Raw genomic sequence first — 15766 nt, 5'->3', positions numbered from 1 at the left:
ACATGCAGAACGAGATCTACTTCGCCGGGCTCGGCGGTGCGGTGCCCGAACTGCCGATGACGGCGGCCGGTCTCGAGGAGCTGGCCCGGCAGCGGCTCTCGCCGGAGGCGTTCGGCTACATCGCGGGCAGCGCGTCCACCGAACGCACCGCCGCGGCGAATCTGGCGGCGTTCGACAAGCACCGGATCGTGCCGCGGATGCTGCGCGGCACCGCCGCGGCGGACGCCCGGGACCTGAGCGTCGAGGTGCTGGGGACCAAGCTCGCCGCGCCGGTGCTGACCGCGCCGGTCGGGGTGCTCGAACTCGTGCACCCGGCCGCGGAGGCCGCGGTCGGGGCGGTGGCGGCGGAACTCGGTGTCGGGTCGGTGCTCTCGACCGCGGCGTCCACCCCGATCGAGACCGTCGCGCAGGTGTCCGGGGACACCTGGTGGTATCAGCTGTACTGGCCGTCGGACGACGGGGTCGCCGAATCGTTGGTTCGGCGCGCCACCACCGCCGGCGCGAAGGCCATCGTGGTCACCGCGGACACTCCCGGAATGGGCTGGCGGCCACGCGATCTCGAACTCGGTCACCTGCCGTTCCTGAAAGCGAAGGGGATCGCAAACTATCTCTCCGATCCGGTGTTCCGGTCCCGGCTGGCCAGTCCGCCGGAGGAGAGCACCGAGGCCATGCAGATGGCGGTGCTGACCTGGGTGTCGATGTTCGGCAACCACGCGATCCGCGCGAACGACATTGCGCGCCTGCGGGAGTGGACGGACCTACCGGTCGTGGTGAAGGGCGTCGTGCACCCCGACGACGCCCGCGCGGTCGTCGACGCCGGTGCGTCCGGTGTGGTGGTGAGCAACCACGGCGGCCGCCAGGTGGACGGCGCGATCGGTGCGCTCGACGCGCTCGGCCCGGTCGCGGCGGCGGTGGGGGAGCGGGCGACGGTGCTGCTCGACTCCGGGATCCGCAGCGGCGCCGACGTCATCAAGGCACTCGCCCTCGGCGCGGACGCGGTGCTGTACGGGCGGCCGTGGGTGTACGGGCTGGGAATCGCCGGTGCGGACGGCGTCCGGCACGCGCTGCGGATGCTCCTCGCCGACCTCGACGTCACCCTCGGCCTGGCCGGCTTCGCGTCGGTCGCGGAACTGGACACGTCAATCCTGAGCGGCGACTGATCGGCGGATCGGTCACTAGACTGGCCGGGTGGCAGTAGAGATCGCAGACGCGGAGGACGCGTCCCCCCGGTGGCTCGACGCCGTGGAGATGCGGGCGTGGCGCGGATTCATCGACGGCAGTCAGCGCCTGATGGAGGTGCTCAACCGGGAACTGCAGTCCCGGCACGACATCTCCCTCGCCGACTACCGGATTCTGGTCATGCTCTCCGAGTCGCCGGACGGGTCCGTGCGGATGAGCGAGCTGGCGGACGGGGTGCTGTCCTCCCGCAGCCGGTTGACCCACCAGGTGCGGCGGATGGAGTCGGAGAACCTGGTCACCCGCAGCACCTGCGTCGAGGACGGCCGCGGCGTCCTCGCCCTGATCACCGACGCCGGCCGGGCGAAACTGGCCGAGGCGGCGCCGACGCACGTGCGCGGCGTGCGCAGCTACCTGATCGACCTGCTCGACGCCGACGAACTCGTCGGAGTGGCGACGGTGTTCGACAAGGTCGACGCCGCGCTCGACGCCCGTCCCGACGCCTGAGACGCGCGCCGGTTCGTCCCACACCGCCCCCGGCGGCTAGGATTCGCCACGGAAGCGTGGCAGAGCGGCCGAATGCACTCGCCTTGAAAGCGAGCTTGGGTAAAACCAACGGGGGTTCAAATCCCTCCGCTTCCGCCAAGGGCCCCGACCTGGCATCTCCAGGTCGGGGCCTTTTCGTTGGCCTCGGGTGGTTGCCGACCCGGGAAGGCCGCGGCCGGGGTGTCCCGCGCGACCGCGGAGGGCTGTCGGTGGCCGCTGCGACACTGGTGCCCGAACTGTCAGGAGGCGGACATGCGCAAGGTACCGGGCGGCTGGATCGGCGCCGCGATCGTTCTGGTGTTGGTGCTGAGCCTGTGGATGCTGATCCTCGGTGCCATCGTGCTGGGCGTGGTCGGCTGGGGCTCCTACAAGCTCGGCAGCGCCGCCCTCGCGCGCCGCCGCGACCGCCTGAACGGCGAACGCGCCCAGGCGTCGGCGCTCGCTGCTCGCGCGCAGATCCAGCACGAGCAGTACCTCGCCGGCGACGACCGCGGCGTGTACGGCGAGTACCGTCCCGCGTCGCTCGTGTGAAAGGCTCGCGCCCATGACGCGATTGGTGGCAGCAACCGCCGTGGTCGTCGCCGCCGGACTTGCCGTCCGGTGGCTGCGCTCGGGTACCGCGATGAGCACGGAAGCCTGGGCCGAGGATCCGATCGGACCGGACGAGCTCGCCGGATAGGCGGCCCGACGCTAGCCCGGTGTGTTGATGTACGTCTCGATGGCCTGCTGGGCCTTCGGGTTCCCGTTTCCGATGCCGACGATGGCGCCGATGGCTGCACCGGTCGGGGCACCGATCATGCAGCCGGCGAGGCTGCCCGGGAACATCGATATGCAGCCGATGCCGAGGCCGATCGCCGCGCCGATCGCGGTACCCGCGGCACCGCCCTGCGCCCAGCCCAGCCCCAGTTCGGCGAGCATGTTGTCGAGGGCCTGCTGCTTCGTGAGCGGCGGCGGAGGCGGTGCCGGATCCGCGTACGCGGTACCCGCTCCGACGAACAGTGCTCCGGCGACCAGGGCCGTTGCCGACATCTTCGTAATCGACTTCATCGCGATCCCCACCTTGCGGACGAAGAGACGAGTTGAACGAGACGAGTTGGGTCGACTGTAGTCCCGTCATCGCCGTCCGGAAAGCGAATGACGGCACCGTTATCGTCCTGCTGCGTCAGGAGGTGCGGGTGCGGACTCGCTCGTGTGGCCCGTGCCGGGTTGGGGAGCGCGCCAGAACTATTTGGTTTCAAAAGCGTTCGTAATCCTTCAGGACGCCTGCCGCATCGTCATCCCGCCGAGTTCGATGACGTACTCGTTCGCGGGTTCGTCGAAGCGCACGGTGTAGGTGGTCGGGTACCAGCCGGACTTCGCGTATGCCGCGGGTTGCTTGACCTGCTCGTCGACGCTCTGCTTCGTGAGCATCCACTCGCGGGTCATCATCGGCTCGAGAAACGTGTAGGCGCCGTCCCAGGATCCGGCGATCAGCACCTGCCGGAAATCGAATCCGGGCGCGATTCCCGCTGCGCCGTCGAACCAGTGCAGCCCCATGTCGGGCACCGTGTTCATGGCCGGTATCCCGGGTGGGGCCATGTATCCGGTCGGCATGTACTGCGCCGGTGGAACATTCGATGCACGAGGAACGAAATCGACTCGCATGGGCGTGATCTCGCCGACCGCCGCCGCGTCGATCATGTAGAAGTGCATGTCGAAGTGCGGCTTGGTGAACACCCCGGCAGGTTCGTGCCCGTGCGGGTTCCAGTCGAGGGTGAGGTGGTCGAACACCGTGGCCGGGGCGCCCTGCGGCAGTGCTAGCTGGAAGGTCTGCATCGGCACGTCGGCGGCCGTGGTCAGCCCGTCCAGTGCGGCCGGCGTCATCCGAATCCCGGTCGCGGCCGGGGTGCCGTCAGCGCCGACGGTGACGTACGAGTGCGCGCTTCCGTTGCCGACGTTCACGACAGGGCCGTTGAGGGTGTCGCCGGTCGCGGCCTCGGCGGGATCGGAGGCGCAGGCGCTGCCGACTGCGAGGGTCGCGCAGGCGGCGAGTGCGACGCCCGCGGACCGGAAACGAGGACGAATTCGCATGATGCACCTCGGTTGATGGAGGGATCGGCGCGACAATCCTAACTCCGCATCGGTGGACGTTCCTGCCGAACGGCGTTCTGAACTGGGAAGTTTCGCGTGGTAACGATCTTCTTACGCGGGTGCCATGTTCTGGTCGACCGTCCGACAACGAGATGGGGCAACGGGATTCGTCTCGCACTGCGGGCCCCCGGCACATCCGCTACCGTGGCCCGCAGCGGTCCGTCCGCAACCCGGCGGGGTGCCGCACGAGGTGGGCTCATGAAGCTACTCGCGACCTTGGCTCTGTCCGTGGTCCTGTGCGGCCTGATCACTCCCTCGGCCGGGGCCGGACCCCGTGGGCCGTCCCTGCGGGAGGCCGCGGCCGTCGACCACGTCACGATGCTCACCGACCGCCGCGCCGCCGTCTTCGTGCACTCGCCGTCGATGCGCGAGACCGTGCAGGTCCAGGTGCTGCTGCCGCCGCCGGGTACCGGTCCACGGCCGACCCTCTACCTCCTCGACGGTGCCGGTGGTGGCGAGGAGTCGAACTACCGGGAAAGTACCTGGACGCAGCGGACCGACGCCGTCGACTTCTTCGCCGACAAGCCCGTCAACGTGGTGCTGCCGGTCGGCGGGACCGGCAGCTACTACACCGACTGGTTGCGGCCCGATCCGACACTCGGCGTCGACGAGTGGGAGACGTTCCTGACGCAGGAGTTGCCGCCGATCGTCGACGCCCGGTTCGCCGGCAACGGCGTCAACGCGATCGCCGGGCTGTCGATGGGCGCGCACGCCGCCCTGAACCTGGCCACCCGGCACCCCGACAGGTTCGCGGGCGTGGCCGCGTTCAGCGGCTGCGCGGACAACGGGCAGTCGAACTCCCGGCTGTCGGTGCGGGCCACCGTCGCGTGGAAGGGCGGCGACGCCGACAACATGTGGGGCCCGGACGGCGACCCGGCGTGGGCGGCGAACGATCCGATGCGGAATGCGGAAGCGTTGCGCGGTAAGCAGATCTACGTCTCCACCGGCAACGGTGCCGTGGGCCTGCTGGACGATCCGACGACCGTCGACGGCCTCAGCGCGATGACCCTGGGCGCCGCACTCGAGGCGGCCGCGCTGCAGTGCACCCGTCTGTTCGACACCCGACTACGCGACCTCGGTATCCCCGCGACCTTCCGCTACCGGGACACCGGCACGCATTCGTGGCCGTACTGGCAGCAGGACCTGCACGACGCGTGGCCCACGCTGGCCCGCGCGCTGCGGGTCTGAGCCACCGTCAGGACTGCACGAGGTCGCGGCCGGTGCCGGTCGCGAACTTGAGGAACGCGTCGTTCTCGTCCGGGTCGCCGATCGTGACCCGCACCCCGTCCACGCCGTAGGGGCGCACCAGGACACCCGCTTCGGCGCTGGCCTCGCCGTACGCGGCGGCCAGCTCGCCGAGCGGCAGCCACACGAAGTTGCCGTTCGACTCGGGCACCTCGTAGCCGGCGGCGAGCAGCGCCTCGCGCACCCGGGTCCGTTCGGCGGCGACGGCGTCGGTGTGGGCGAGCAGCTCGGCGGACGCGGACAGGGACGCGACCGCCGCGGCCTGAGCGACGACGCTGACCGCGAACGGGGTGTGCACCTTGCCCAGTGCGGCGACGATCGCCGGATCCGCGACCGCGTAGCCGACCCGCAGGCCCGCCAGGCCGTACGCCTTGGAGAACGTCCGCAGCACAACGACATTCGATCGCCCCTCGGCGAGGGCGACACCGTCCGCGATCGGCGTGCCCGCGTCGTCGCCGGGACGCACGTACTCGAAGTACGCCTCGTCGAGCGCGACCAGCACGTGCGCGGGGACCTTGTCGAGGAACGCGGTGATCTCGGCCGCGCTCAGCGTCCGGCCGGTCGGGTTGTTCGGGTTGCAGACGAAGATCAGCCGGGTGCGGTCGGTGACCGCGGCCGCCATCGCGTCCAGGTCGTGCGCGTGATCGGCGGTCAACGGCACCGGCACCGGGGTGGCGCCGGCGACCTTCGTCACCACCGGGTAGGCCTCGAACGAGCGCCACGGGAAGATCACCTCGTCGCCGGTGCCTGCCGCGATCTGCACCAGCTCCTGGCACAGGCTCACCGACCCGCAGCCGATGGCGACCCGATCCGCGCCGACGCCGAGCGCCGCGCCCAGCGCCTCCCGCAACACGGCATTGGTGTTGTCCGGGTAGCGGTTCGCGCCCGCGGCCGCCTCGGCGATCGCCGCCGCCACCGACGGCAGCGGGCCGGAGGTGATCTCGTTGCTCGCCAGCTTGATGGCGCCGGGGAAGCTGCGCCCGGGCACGTAAGCGGGGAAATCGGCCAGGTCGGGGCGGATGCGTGCGGTCACGGGGTCCAATTATGCGCGGCCCGGAAAACTGGTGGGGGCGCGGTCGCCCGCCGCGTGCCAAGGTGGACGTATGTCGGGAATCTTCACGGACGGCGCGGTCCTCCGTGCCGGCGGGGAGCAGCGCGACGATGCTCCCGAGCGAGTGCCCTTGACGGCCGTCGCCCCGGACGGACCCGCGCGCGGCGGAGTCGTCGTCCTGTACGAGTCCCGCGCACTGTCCGATGCCCTGCTCGACCTGATGCGGCTGCTCGCAGGCGAGGGCTGGCTGGTCGTCGCACCGGACCTGTTCCACCGCGAGCCGGCGCACAGCGACGTAGAGGTCTTCGGCGACGCGCTGTTCGCCGACTTCGACGCCACGTTCGACTGGCTCGTCGCGCGCGGGGTGTACCCGGACTGCGTCGGGGTGCTCGGGTTCGACGACGCGGGCACCGCGGCGCTGCTGGTCGCCACCAACCGCCCGATCGGCGCCGCGGTCAGCGTCGCCGCCCGCGGCATCGTCGCGCGGCTCGGTGCGGACGTGCCCGCACTCGTCGACGCTGCCCGCGAACTGCAGGCGCCCTGGCTCGGGCTGTACGGGGAGGACGATCCGCAGACCCCGCCCGAACAGGTGGAGGCGCTGCGGGACGCCGTCGCGAAGGCCCCGGTCGCGACGAACGTGGTCAGCTACCCGGGCCTCGCGCATCGAGCGGACGAGCCGCCGCGCCTGACGCCCGACGTTGAGGAGGGCGATCCGATCCTCGACGCGCACCAGCGGATCCTCGGCTGGTTCGACAGCAACCTGCGATAACGCGGGGGTGACCAGCCGTTTTGCAGAATCGAGCGGACCCTGTGTAATCTTTCGTCCCGGCGGTTCGAAAGGACCTGAGCCTAGGAAGCGTGCCAGAGCGGCCGAATGGGACTCACTGCTAATGAGTTGTCCTCCTTACAGGGGACCGGAGGTTCAAATCCTCTCGCTTCCGCCATGTCAGCTTGCTGGCACCGTCGGTTCACGGACCGACACAACTGAAGACCTGCGCCCGTAGCTCAACGGATAGAGCATCTGACTACGGATCAGAAGGTTAGGGGTTCGAATCCCTTCGGGCGCACAACCGACATCCCCGTCACCACCAGGTGGCGGGGATGTCGCGTATCCGGGCATCGGACGTCGCTGCCGAACGGGCAGTTGCCGGGGGTGGCACTCGACCGAGTGCCGAGCCGGCAACCGCCCGTTCGGGGCTTACGTCAGGCGCGGGCGCGAGTGGCCAGCCCGACCGCGGTGTCGACCAGAAGGAACCCGAGCAGGCTCAGCCCGAGCAGCGGGACGAACCAGCCGACCGCGACCGCCGCGACCGCCACGCCGCCCGCGACGGCCGGATGCACCTGCTGGAGAGCGCCGCGCAGCGGGGGCCTTCCGACCGCCCAATCCGAGCCGCGGGTCGGGCGGCGACGCCACCACAGGATGTAGCCGCGCACGATCACCGTCACCAGCGCGACCGCGAGCGCGGCCAGTGCGAGCTGGTTGAGCAGCCCGAACTGCAGACCCATGTGCAGCTGGATGCCCCACGACGTCAGCTTCGCGGCCAGCGGCCACGACGCGAACCGGAGCAGGTCGGTGACCTGACCGGTGGCGCCGTCGACGGCGATCGAATCTGTGGCGAACACCCACGGCTGCCGCGTCTCGGCGACGGTGAACGCGGTCGTCGCGTCCGCGGGGATCGAGGCCTCGACGGCGCCCTCGACGCCGTTCTCGCGGGCGACGGTCAGGACGGAGTCGACCCGGTCGATGTTCGTGCCCGCAATCGGGGTGTCCGCAGGCGCGTGGGGTGCCCCGTCGTGGCCGTCGTGGCCACCGCCGGTACCGGTTGGTGCGGCGCCGAGGGTCTTGTCGAGGGCCGGGGTGGTCCAGCTCAGCGCCGAGCGCAGCTCCGAGACGTTCTCACCGGCGTACTTCGACCACGTCAGCCCCGTCGCCGACAGGAACACCAGACCCACGGCGATCCAGACACCCACGGCCCCATGCCAGCCCAGCGTGCGACCGCGTCCCGTCGCCGAGCGGTCCACGGTGAGCAGCCGTGCGGTCGCGCCGTCACGGGCACGGGCCTTGCGGTAGCGGTCCCACCACAGGTACACGCCGCCGAGGGCGATCACCCACATCCACGACGAGGCGAGTTCGCTGTAGATCCGGCCCGGCTCACCCAGGTGCAGATGCCGGTGCAGCTGCGAGATCCAGGTGCGCATCGGCAGCGCGCTGCTGCTGCCGTACACCACGAGCTCGCCGATCGGCTGCGCCGTCGCCGGGTCGACGAACACCGACAGCCGCTCGGATTCGCCGAGCGAGGGGTCGGTGAACAGGACGCGGGTGGTGTCGCCCGGTTCCGGGGCCGGGCGGACGGCCGCGACGGTCAGGTCGGGACGCACCCGTTCGGCCGCGCGGATCTGTTCGGCCACCGGGCGGGCCGGGCCGGTGGACTCGACGTGCAGGTAGTCGCGGTAGACGACCTGCTCGAGGGTGGGTGCGATGGCGTAGAGGGCGCCGCTGACGGCGGCGACCAGGATGAACGGTGCGACGAGGATCCCCGCGTAGAAGTGCAGGCGCATCATCAGCGGCCGCAGCGTGCGCCGCCGGCCGGGCGGCGCGGCGTCGGGGGAGGGGGCGGGGATGGCCCGCTCGATGTCGGGTGCGGACATGAGGTGTCTCGATTCGGGTCGGCTCGTCGTGTCGGCTGATCCGCGCGGGCGCAGGCCGGAGCGGTCGCCGGGACGCGGCGAGCGGGAACACCGCGGCGGCGGACGACACGGGACGGTCGGCTGCGCCGGGCGTTGTCGGATGCCACCGGGACGCGGGCGCGATGCGCTGCGTGACCGCGCGCGTCGATGTCGCAGTCCCGGTGGAGGAGAAGGGCACGCGAAAGGGCGCCGTCCCGGATCGGTTCCGCGGCGGCGGGTTTCGTGTGGTCAGGCGGGGAGGGGTGGCCCTCGGATGCCGAGGCGGGCACCGACGAGCAGCCAGCGTTCGAGGCGCGGCCGGTAGGGCGGGGCGGACGGCGTCCGCGGCACATCGACAGGGACGGTGGCGAACGGTGCCGGGAGGATCGCGCGCAGGGAGGCGACGGCGCGGGCGCAGCCGCGTCCCCCGCCGCGGATCAGGACCGCCGACACCGACACGGCGACCGCGTGCGCGGTCAGCATCGCGGGGGTGAACTGGGTGCCGTGATGGGCGCCGGCGCCGACCATCAACGCGGCGTGGCCGACGACCTGACCGACCGTCAGTGCGGCGGCGAGGAAGGGCAGTTCGTGGGTGCGCACGCGGGCCGCGGACACCAGCGCGCCGACGGCGGCGCACGCCAGCACCAGCAACACCACGGCGCTTTCGGAGGGGGCAGCCCCACCGCCCATCGCGTGGGCGGCGACGGCGACGGTGCCGGACACGGAGCCGGCGAAGCCGCCGCGCATCCGCGCGAAGGCCGTCCGACGTGTCGTCACGCCGCGAAGACTACAAGTGCGCGGCTACCAGCGCGAATGTCCGGTTCGCCGGGGTTGCGTCGGATGGTGCTCGACGACCGTGGCGACCGCCCGTTCGGTCACCAGCTGCAGCCGCAGGTTCCGGTCAGCGACTGCACCTGGAAGCACTCGCCGCAGGTGCTGACCAGCTCGCGGCGGCGGCTGCGGTCCCGCTTCTGGGCCTTCGCCCGTGCCAGCACCACGCTCGGTGCCAGTGTCGCGACGCCGCCGTCGGCGGGCAGGTCGATCGCGGCGAAGTGGCGGTAGCACCGCAGGCGTTCCTCGGCGGCGTGCAGTTCGAGATCGTGGGGGTCGATCCCGTAGGTGGCACGCACCGCCTTCGCGTAACCCTCGCCGACGGTGCCGTTGACACTCACACACAGCGAGGACAGCAACGGTTCACCGCGGTCGGCGCAGTCCCCGCCGACCCGGCTGAGGGTCTTCCCGATCCAGTTCTGCAGCAGGTTCCGGGTCCGGACGCCGGACCGCTCCTGGATGGTGTCGGCGAGTTCCTGGTAGGTGAGGGTGCGCTGGTAGGTGCCGGCCACTTCGATCAGGACGAGGCGAGCCTCGGCGGACCAGATCTCCTGATTGTCGGCCATCGAAAACCTCCTGGGGCTGTCATCCGATCAATCCCATTCTGTGACCAATGTGTTATCGGCCACGTCGGTTTCGCGGTTCCCGACCGCAGACGGCGTGGGTGGTTCACAATGTCGCTCCCGCCCGCCGCCGACGCGTGCTCGACCGCTCCGAGGACGACGCGCTGGACGCGGATCGGTGCCTCCGCTGCTGATCGGGTCGACGTCGCTTACCGTAGACAGGTGACCAATGCAGCTCAGGGCGCCGACACCGTCTGGCCCGCGGTTCTCACGTGGCGGGCACACAACGCGCCTCGGATGGAGTCGGTGCGAGTGCAGTTGGTGGGCAACCGGATCAAGGCGTCCGGCCGGATCATCGGCGGGCAGTGCGCCGATCACCCCGCGTTCAGCGCCTCCTACGACCTCGTCACCGACGAGGCCGGGGTGACCCGACGCCTGTCGCTGCGGGCCAGCCTGGCAGCCGGGGAACGGCACGTGTCGATCAGCCGGGACGCCGAGGGGTACTGGATGGTCGAGGACGGCACCAACCATCACCGGTCCGCGTTCGGCGGCGCCCTCGACGTGGACGTGGTGCTCAGCCCGTTCTTCAACACGCTGCCGATCCGCCGGTTCGGGATGCAGCACGACTCCGAGGACATCCAGGTTCCGGTGGTCTACGTGTACCTGCCCGACCTGAGCGTGCGGCCTGCGGACCTGACCTACAGCTCGGGTCCCGACGGCATCCACGTGCTGTCGCCGGTGTCGAGCTCGTCGGTGACCGTCGACGCGGACGGCTTCATCCTCGACTACCCGGGGCTCGCCGAGCGGATTTGAGCGCTTCGCGTCCGTGCGTGATCTCACCCCGGTGAGGGTGAAATTCACTCACAGGGTGCGCAGCGCTCCGCCTCGCCTGCCCGCGTCCCTCAGGGCCTCGGCCCAGCCCGGGCTGCCGATCTCGATGTCGGTGATGTCCCAGCGGTCGAGGTCGTCGTGCCGCCTCCGTGCCCGGTACCCCGCCTCGACCAGCGCCTCGGTGCTGCCCGAGTCGGCCAGGGCGCGGCGGGCGTCGGTCAGCAGCGCCAGGGCCTCGTCCAACGCGACCGTCAACGCCTGCGCGTTCGCCTCGCACATCGCCCGCACCAGCCTCGGGGCGGTGCCGGCGACGCGGGTGCCGTCCCGGTAGGAGCCGGCCGCCAGCGCCAGCGCCAGGTCGCCGCCGGACGCCGCGGTGACGGCGAGCGCCTCGGCCAGCAGGTGCGGCAGGTGGGAGATCCGCGCGACCGCCGAGTCGTGTTCGGCGGCCCCGGCGGGCACCACCACGGACCCGCAGTCGAGGGCCAACCGCGCGACCGAAGTCCAGGCGGCCGGGTCGGTGTCGTCCTCGGCGGAGACCACCCACACCGCGCCGCGGAACAGGTCGACGTCCCCGGCCGACCATCCGGACTGTGCGGTGCCTGCCATCGGGTGCCCACCCACGAAGTTCGCGGCCAGGCCGTGCCGTCGGACGGCGTCGAGGACCACGCCCTTCACGCTGACCACGTCGGTGAGTATGCAGTCGGGGGCGTGCGCCGCGACCTGCGTCAGGACGGCGTCGAGCGCCGGTTCGGGCACCGCGACCACCAGGATGGCGCCGGTGTCGCGGGCCCGGGTCAACGCGGTCTGCAGGTCGGTGTCGGCGTCGTAGCCGTCCGCGCGGGCGCCCTCGACCGGGTCGGCCGACCGGTTCCAGCCCCACACGGTGCGGCCCGCCGCGGCCGCCGCCCGCACGAGTGATCCGCCGATCAATCCGAGGCCGAGCACACACACCGGACGATCAGCAGATTCAGCAGACACCCGGATAGGTTGGCACATTTCCCCGTCGGACTTCATGTAGGGGCCGCGCGCGGACTACGGTTGCCGCATGGCTGCACAGCGCGCGGGGAACAACGCCCCCTCGGACCGGTTCGAAGACCTCGAAGGCTTCGGTGTGGCAGTGGTGCTCGACGACGGGAAATGGAAGTGCACGGCCCTGACCGCGGCCGCACTGACCAGCCTCGATCAGGCCGAGAAGGAGCTGCTCGAGATGCGCGCGTCGGGCGCGGTGTTCGGCCTGCTGGACGTCGACGAGGAGTTCTTCGTCATCCTGCGGCCCGCACCGACCGGGACGCGGCTGCTGCTGTCCGACGCGACCATGGCCCTCGACTACGACATCGCCGCCGACGTGCTCGAGGCGCTGAACATCGAGGCCCCCGACATCGACCCCGACGACCTCGACGACATCGAGCCGTGGGAGGAGGGCGACCTGGGCGTCCTCTCCGACCTCGGTCTGCCGGAACCGGTACTCGGTGTGATCCTCGCGGAGACGGACCTGTACCCGGACGAGCAGCTGACGATGATCGCGCAGCGGCTCGGCTTCGGCACGGAGCTGACCGCGGTACTCGACGCCGCGCCGCGGTAGTGACGCTGTCGCAGTCGCCGCTCGCGCGCGACGAGGCGATGGTGCGTGCCGCGATCGAGGCCGCCGCCGCTGCCGGGGACGCGGACGTCCCGGTCGGGGCGGTCGTGTTCGACGCCGACGGGATCGAGCTCGCGCGGGCGGCGAACGCCAGGGAGGCGTCCGGCGACCCGACCGCGCACGCGGAGATCCTGGCGTTGCGGCAGGCCGCGAAGGTGCACGGGGACGGCTGGCGGCTCGAGGGTGCCACCCTCGCGGTGACGCTGGAGCCGTGCACGATGTGCGCCGGCGCGCTGGTGCTGGCGCGGGTGTCGAGGGTCGTGTTCGGGGCGTGGGAACCGAAGACCGGGGCAGTCGGGTCGTTGTGGGACGTGGTCCGCGACCGCAGGCTCACCCACCGCCCACAGGTGCGCGGCGGGGTCCTCGAGGCCGAATGCGTGACGCTGCTCGACGACTTCTTCCGCACCCACCGCTGACGGCGACCTGCTCGTCGGCGGGTGTGGGGCTCAGCGCGGGAGGAGGCCCGCGACGAGCGCGTCGACGATCTCGTCGGTCGAGGTGTCGGGCATCAGCGGTGTGGTGAGCCGGTCCAGGAGGAGCCCGTCGACGGCGTAGTGGAACAGCGCGATCTCGCGGGCGCCGCCGGGCAGGCCGGCCGCGGTGTTGAATGCGACGTCCGCTTCGAAGCCCGATCGTCCCCACTCCGACATCATCGCCGCGACTTCCGGGCGCCTCGTGCTCTCGAGTCGCAGTTCGAAGAGTGCCATGGTCACCTCCCGGTTCTCGGTCAGCCGGCGCACGATGTCGCGCAGGTAGTCGGCGAACAGTTCGCGGCTCGGCTCCCTGTCCGCGAGGGTGGCGAGGACGTCCGCGTCGGGCGTCAGGCGCTCACCGATGCGTTCCACCAGTCCGGCGATGAGCTCGTCCCGGCTGCGGAAGTAGTTCGAGGCCGTGCCCAGGGGCACGCCCGCCTCGCGATCGACCGCCCGGTGGGTCAGCCCCCGAGCGCCCTGATTCGCCAGAACCGTCAGGCCTGCGTCGGCGAGCAACTGCCGACGCTCGTCGTTGCGCGCCATGGAAAACATGCTAGCCGAACCACGACACCTGTTGTACATTGTCATTCACGACAGTTGTAGTGATTGGAGTTGGAATGCGTGAACTCGTGTACTACGTCGCCACCAGCCTCGATGGTTACATCGCCGGTCCCGAAGGTCAGTTCGATGCGTTCATCCTCGAGGGCGACCACATGGCCGACCTCGCGCGCTTCGCCGACGCACTCCCCACCGACGGCGCCGAGCATCTCGGCATCGCTCAGCCGCGTACCGGGTTCGACACCGTGCTCATGGGGTGGAACACCTACGCCGCCGGGCTGCCCGACGGCGTGACCAGCCCGTACCGCCATCTGCGGCAGATCGTGTTCTCGCGCAGCAACACCGCCGACGCCGAGAACCTGGAGGTGACCGATGCCGATCCGGTGGAGTTGGTGCGTGAACTGAAGCGCTCGGACGGCGCGGACATCTGGCTGTGCGGCGGCGGCAAACTGGCCGGCCGGCTCGCCGGCGAGATCGACCGGCTGATCGTCAAGCGCCATCCGGTGCTCTTCGGGGCCGGCATTCCGCTGTTCGACGGGGTCGCGTACCTCCCTGTCGTGTTCGACGTGGTCGACACCCGTGCGTTCGCCTCCGGGGTCGAGGTCGTCGAGTACGCGCCGCGGCGCTGACGGGCCGGGTCGGCCGGTGCCGGTTGACCTGCGGATTTAGTGCCGTGCGGTCGAGTCGGGTAAAGTCACCAGCGGTGGCGTGTCCGAGCGGCCTAAGGAGCACGCCTCGAAAGCGTGTGACGGGTAACCCCCGTCCGAGGGTTCAAATCCCTCCGCCACCGCCAAAGCTCCCCACCTGTGTACGCAGGTGGGGAGCTTTTTTCATGGACAGAACCGTCGGGCTGGTCGGGAGAACGCGAGAACGACCACCCCTCGAGGCCGCGGCGAGACTCACCGAATGCGCGCCGACAGGCCGGTCGGCGCGACCGAATGCCTAGCCGGCGCGGCGACTGTACGGCGCCTCGGCATCCCTGATGACGTCTCGCATGACGTCGTAGCCGCAATCGGCGGCCGTGCCTGCGGCGATCACCACGAGTGCCACGCGGCGGCCGCTGTCCCCGAAGACGTACATCTGGTTCGTGGGTTGGCCGGGGAGTGGGCCGGTGACCGTTATCCCGTCCCACTCGTCGATACCACGCTGCCTGACGCTGATTGCGTTCCAGTCGAACGCAATTCGCGTGACATGCCCGAGGCGGATCGTGAGGGCGGTGGCCAGATCGTGGAGTTCGGTCGTGAGATTGGTGGTCCACGGCCACCAGGCCCCATCCACTGCGGTTCGGTGCTCCGCCCGTGGGGTCAGCAGTAGCCGAGAGGTTCGAGTGGTCGGGGCGAACGGCTGCCGGTTGGCCGGAGTCGGTGTGTGTCGTCCCATGTCGAAATGCGATGGGATGCGGGAAGGCGTCATGACGACGCTCCTTCGAAGCCGCGAATCGGCTGTTGATTTCCAATCGGTGCAGACCGAAGTGATGTCAATTCCGGTTCACGGTGCGTCCGATGCCTCAACTGTACAGCGCCCGCGAGGCGCCGAGACCGTGGTCGCCGCCGGTGAGTGTCCGTCGAAGGGACCGATTTTCCCCGGACCGGCGGTGACGCGCGCGTCGATCTGGTAACCATGTGGCCGTGAACAAGGCTTCGATCGTGATTCCCCTCGCCGGTGCAGCGGTGCTGGCGCTCGCCGGCTGCTCGTCGGACGACTCGTCTTCCTCCTCCGGCGCCACCGAGGACGGCCTGCGGGCCGCGGTCGACGCCCAGTACGCGAACCTGCAGAAGGCCGACTGGTCCGCGGACTACGACAACCTGTCCGCGCGGTGCCAGGAGAAGTTCGGCCGGGAGGAGTACGCCACGGCCGCGGCGACGGCATACGCCGGCCGCGACTTCTCCGGGGCGCAGGAGGTCGCCATCACCATGGACGGGGAGTCGGCCACCGTGGTCGCGACCTCGTTCGACGGCAAGGGCAGCAAGGCGCCGATGACGTGGACATACGTGGACGGGCAGTGGAAGTTCGACAACTGCTGACACCTCGCTCACCGGTTGCCCCTCGGGCT

At 70.6% G+C, this 15766-nt stretch carries 20 protein-coding genes and 4 tRNA genes; 15 read left to right on the top strand and 9 right to left on the bottom strand.

The annotated features are described in order from the left end of the window. The first annotated feature begins 2 nt into the window (after window positions 1-2). The 5 genes from ACWEPG_RS24620 (at window position 3) to ACWEPG_RS24600 (ending at window position 2401) form a co-directional block, all read left to right on the top strand. Window positions 3-1160 carry an alpha-hydroxy-acid oxidizing protein gene (locus ACWEPG_RS24620; protein ID WP_450115628.1) on the top strand — a complete coding sequence of 386 codons (1158 nt, stop codon included), beginning with the start codon at window positions 3-5 and terminating at the stop codon, window positions 1158-1160. Between the two features lie 88 nt (window positions 1161-1248). Beyond that, window positions 1249-1683 carry a MarR family winged helix-turn-helix transcriptional regulator gene (locus tag ACWEPG_RS24615; protein WP_450115627.1) on the top strand — a complete coding sequence of 145 codons (435 nt, stop codon included), beginning with the start codon at window positions 1249-1251 and terminating at the stop codon, window positions 1681-1683. A gap of 50 nt (window positions 1684-1733) precedes the next feature. Continuing rightward, window positions 1734-1821 (top strand) — tRNA-Ser (locus ACWEPG_RS24610). A 153-nt stretch (window positions 1822-1974) separates the two neighbouring features. Next, window positions 1975-2253, top strand: coding sequence for a hypothetical protein (locus ACWEPG_RS24605; RefSeq protein ID WP_450115599.1), 279 nt, complete (start codon window positions 1975-1977; stop codon window positions 2251-2253). A 13-nt stretch (window positions 2254-2266) separates the two neighbouring features. Further along, window positions 2267-2401 (top strand): hypothetical protein, encoded by a 135-nt coding sequence (locus ACWEPG_RS24600; RefSeq protein WP_450115598.1) that lies wholly within the window; start codon window positions 2267-2269, stop codon window positions 2399-2401. 11 nt (window positions 2402-2412) lie between these two features. Here ACWEPG_RS24600 and ACWEPG_RS24595 read toward each other — a convergent pair whose 3' ends face one another. Together ACWEPG_RS24595 and ACWEPG_RS24590 are read right to left on the bottom strand one after the other, a co-directional pair. Then, window positions 2413-2769, bottom strand: coding sequence for a hypothetical protein (locus tag ACWEPG_RS24595; protein WP_450115597.1), 357 nt, complete (start codon window positions 2767-2769; stop codon window positions 2413-2415). Between the two features lie 207 nt (window positions 2770-2976). Then, entirely contained in the window at window positions 2977-3792 is an 816-nt protein-coding gene (locus ACWEPG_RS24590; RefSeq protein WP_450115596.1) for a DUF5602 domain-containing protein, read from the bottom strand. A gap of 258 nt (window positions 3793-4050) precedes the next feature. Between ACWEPG_RS24590 and ACWEPG_RS24585 the strand changes: the two genes are divergently transcribed. Beyond that, the gene (locus ACWEPG_RS24585) at window positions 4051-5040 is read left to right on the top strand and encodes an alpha/beta hydrolase (RefSeq protein WP_450115595.1); all 990 of its coding nucleotides are present in this window, start codon (window positions 4051-4053) and stop codon (window positions 5038-5040) included. A 7-nt stretch (window positions 5041-5047) separates the two neighbouring features. Here ACWEPG_RS24585 and hisC read toward each other — a convergent pair whose 3' ends face one another. After that, window positions 5048-6130, bottom strand: coding sequence for a histidinol-phosphate transaminase (hisC, locus tag ACWEPG_RS24580; protein ID WP_452595549.1), 1083 nt, complete (start codon window positions 6128-6130; stop codon window positions 5048-5050). 70 nt (window positions 6131-6200) lie between these two features. Between hisC and ACWEPG_RS24575 the strand changes: the two genes are divergently transcribed. From ACWEPG_RS24575 to ACWEPG_RS24565, 3 genes are all read left to right on the top strand, one after another. Then, window positions 6201-6917 carry a dienelactone hydrolase family protein gene (locus ACWEPG_RS24575; RefSeq protein WP_450115593.1) on the top strand — a complete coding sequence of 239 codons (717 nt, stop codon included), beginning with the start codon at window positions 6201-6203 and terminating at the stop codon, window positions 6915-6917. A gap of 83 nt (window positions 6918-7000) precedes the next feature. Next, window positions 7001-7092: transfer RNA gene (locus ACWEPG_RS24570), tRNA-Ser, on the top strand. Between the two features lie 50 nt (window positions 7093-7142). After that, window positions 7143-7215: transfer RNA gene (locus tag ACWEPG_RS24565), tRNA-Arg, on the top strand. A gap of 136 nt (window positions 7216-7351) precedes the next feature. Here ACWEPG_RS24565 and ACWEPG_RS24560 read toward each other — a convergent pair. From ACWEPG_RS24560 to ACWEPG_RS24550, 3 genes are all read right to left on the bottom strand, one after another. Continuing rightward, entirely contained in the window at window positions 7352-8797 is a 1446-nt protein-coding gene (locus tag ACWEPG_RS24560; RefSeq protein ID WP_452595548.1) for a PepSY-associated TM helix domain-containing protein, read from the bottom strand. A gap of 267 nt (window positions 8798-9064) precedes the next feature. Continuing rightward, complete coding sequence (locus ACWEPG_RS24555) at window positions 9065-9592, bottom strand: hypothetical protein (RefSeq protein WP_452595547.1); 528 nt, start codon at window positions 9590-9592, stop codon at window positions 9065-9067. A gap of 98 nt (window positions 9593-9690) precedes the next feature. Continuing rightward, window positions 9691-10212 carry a hypothetical protein gene (locus ACWEPG_RS24550; RefSeq protein ID WP_450115590.1) on the bottom strand — a complete coding sequence of 174 codons (522 nt, stop codon included), beginning with the start codon at window positions 10210-10212 and terminating at the stop codon, window positions 9691-9693. A 219-nt stretch (window positions 10213-10431) separates the two neighbouring features. Between ACWEPG_RS24550 and ACWEPG_RS24545 the strand changes: the two genes are divergently transcribed. Continuing rightward, window positions 10432-11022 (top strand): putative glycolipid-binding domain-containing protein, encoded by a 591-nt coding sequence (locus tag ACWEPG_RS24545; RefSeq protein ID WP_450115589.1) that lies wholly within the window; start codon window positions 10432-10434, stop codon window positions 11020-11022. 48 nt (window positions 11023-11070) lie between these two features. Here ACWEPG_RS24545 and ACWEPG_RS24540 read toward each other — a convergent pair whose 3' ends face one another. After that, window positions 11071-12039: a prephenate dehydrogenase gene (locus ACWEPG_RS24540; protein WP_452595546.1), complete on the bottom strand. Its 969-nt coding sequence runs from the start codon at window positions 12037-12039 to the stop codon at window positions 11071-11073. Between the two features lie 49 nt (window positions 12040-12088). Here ACWEPG_RS24540 and ACWEPG_RS24535 point away from each other — a divergent pair, with 49 nt between their 5' ends. Together ACWEPG_RS24535 and ACWEPG_RS24530 are read left to right on the top strand one after the other, a co-directional pair. After that, window positions 12089-12625, top strand: coding sequence for a tRNA adenosine deaminase-associated protein (locus tag ACWEPG_RS24535; protein WP_450115587.1), 537 nt, complete (start codon window positions 12089-12091; stop codon window positions 12623-12625). Window positions 12626-12663: 38 nt separating this feature from the next. Beyond that, window positions 12664-13098: a nucleoside deaminase gene (locus ACWEPG_RS24530; RefSeq protein WP_450134203.1), complete on the top strand. Its 435-nt coding sequence runs from the start codon at window positions 12664-12666 to the stop codon at window positions 13096-13098. A gap of 30 nt (window positions 13099-13128) precedes the next feature. On the opposite strand, the gene ACWEPG_RS24525 is transcribed toward ACWEPG_RS24530, so the two are convergent. Then, entirely contained in the window at window positions 13129-13698 is a 570-nt protein-coding gene (locus tag ACWEPG_RS24525; protein WP_452595545.1) for a TetR/AcrR family transcriptional regulator, read from the bottom strand. A 74-nt stretch (window positions 13699-13772) separates the two neighbouring features. On the opposite strand from ACWEPG_RS24525, the gene ACWEPG_RS24520 reads away from it, so the two are divergent. Both ACWEPG_RS24520 and ACWEPG_RS24515 read left to right on the top strand, forming a co-directional pair. Further along, on the top strand, window positions 13773-14342 hold the full coding sequence (locus tag ACWEPG_RS24520; RefSeq protein WP_450115585.1) for a dihydrofolate reductase family protein: 570 nt from the start codon (window positions 13773-13775) through the stop codon (window positions 14340-14342). A gap of 73 nt (window positions 14343-14415) precedes the next feature. Next, window positions 14416-14506, top strand: a tRNA-Ser gene (locus tag ACWEPG_RS24515). Window positions 14507-14655: 149 nt separating this feature from the next. Here ACWEPG_RS24515 and ACWEPG_RS24510 read toward each other — a convergent pair. Next, window positions 14656-15093, bottom strand: a complete 438-nt coding sequence (locus tag ACWEPG_RS24510; protein ID WP_450115584.1) for a DUF5994 family protein — start codon at window positions 15091-15093, stop codon at window positions 14656-14658. A gap of 248 nt (window positions 15094-15341) precedes the next feature. Between ACWEPG_RS24510 and ACWEPG_RS24505 the strand changes: the two genes are divergently transcribed. Further along, the gene (locus ACWEPG_RS24505) at window positions 15342-15737 is read left to right on the top strand and encodes a hypothetical protein (protein WP_450115583.1); all 396 of its coding nucleotides are present in this window, start codon (window positions 15342-15344) and stop codon (window positions 15735-15737) included. Window positions 15738-15766: the final 29 nt, after the last annotated feature.

This window comes from Rhodococcus sp. NPDC004095 (assembly GCF_053604015.1).
Note: the sequence above shows the minus strand (reverse complement) of the source record. Positions and strands in the feature narration are given on the sequence as shown.

Coding starts and splice junctions, on each gene's coding strand:
- ACWEPG_RS24620 (WP_450115628.1), top strand. CDS start 3: ATGCAGAACGAGATCTACTTCGCCGGGCTCGGCGGTGCGGTGCCCGAA.
- ACWEPG_RS24615 (WP_450115627.1), top strand. CDS start 1,249: ATGCGGGCGTGGCGCGGATTCATCGACGGCAGTCAGCGCCTGATGGAG.
- ACWEPG_RS24605 (WP_450115599.1), top strand. CDS start 1,975: ATGCGCAAGGTACCGGGCGGCTGGATCGGCGCCGCGATCGTTCTGGTG.
- ACWEPG_RS24600 (WP_450115598.1), top strand. CDS start 2,267: ATGACGCGATTGGTGGCAGCAACCGCCGTGGTCGTCGCCGCCGGACTT.
- ACWEPG_RS24595 (WP_450115597.1), bottom strand. CDS start 2,769: ATGAAGTCGATTACGAAGATGTCGGCAACGGCCCTGGTCGCCGGAGCA.
- ACWEPG_RS24590 (WP_450115596.1), bottom strand. CDS start 3,792: ATGCGAATTCGTCCTCGTTTCCGGTCCGCGGGCGTCGCACTCGCCGCC.
- ACWEPG_RS24585 (WP_450115595.1), top strand. CDS start 4,051: ATGAAGCTACTCGCGACCTTGGCTCTGTCCGTGGTCCTGTGCGGCCTG.
- ACWEPG_RS24575 (WP_450115593.1), top strand. CDS start 6,201: ATGTCGGGAATCTTCACGGACGGCGCGGTCCTCCGTGCCGGCGGGGAG.
- ACWEPG_RS24560 (WP_452595548.1), bottom strand. CDS start 8,797: ATGTCCGCACCCGACATCGAGCGGGCCATCCCCGCCCCCTCCCCCGAC.
- ACWEPG_RS24550 (WP_450115590.1), bottom strand. CDS start 10,212: ATGGCCGACAATCAGGAGATCTGGTCCGCCGAGGCTCGCCTCGTCCTG.
- ACWEPG_RS24540 (WP_452595546.1), bottom strand. CDS start 12,039: ATGTGCCAACCTATCCGGGTGTCTGCTGAATCTGCTGATCGTCCGGTG.
- ACWEPG_RS24535 (WP_450115587.1), top strand. CDS start 12,089: ATGGCTGCACAGCGCGCGGGGAACAACGCCCCCTCGGACCGGTTCGAA.
- ACWEPG_RS24530 (WP_450134203.1), top strand. CDS start 12,664: ATGGTGCGTGCCGCGATCGAGGCCGCCGCCGCTGCCGGGGACGCGGAC.
- ACWEPG_RS24525 (WP_452595545.1), bottom strand. CDS start 13,698: ATGGCGCGCAACGACGAGCGTCGGCAGTTGCTCGCCGACGCAGGCCTG.
- ACWEPG_RS24520 (WP_450115585.1), top strand. CDS start 13,773: ATGCGTGAACTCGTGTACTACGTCGCCACCAGCCTCGATGGTTACATC.
- ACWEPG_RS24510 (WP_450115584.1), bottom strand. CDS start 15,093: ATGGGACGACACACACCGACTCCGGCCAACCGGCAGCCGTTCGCCCCG.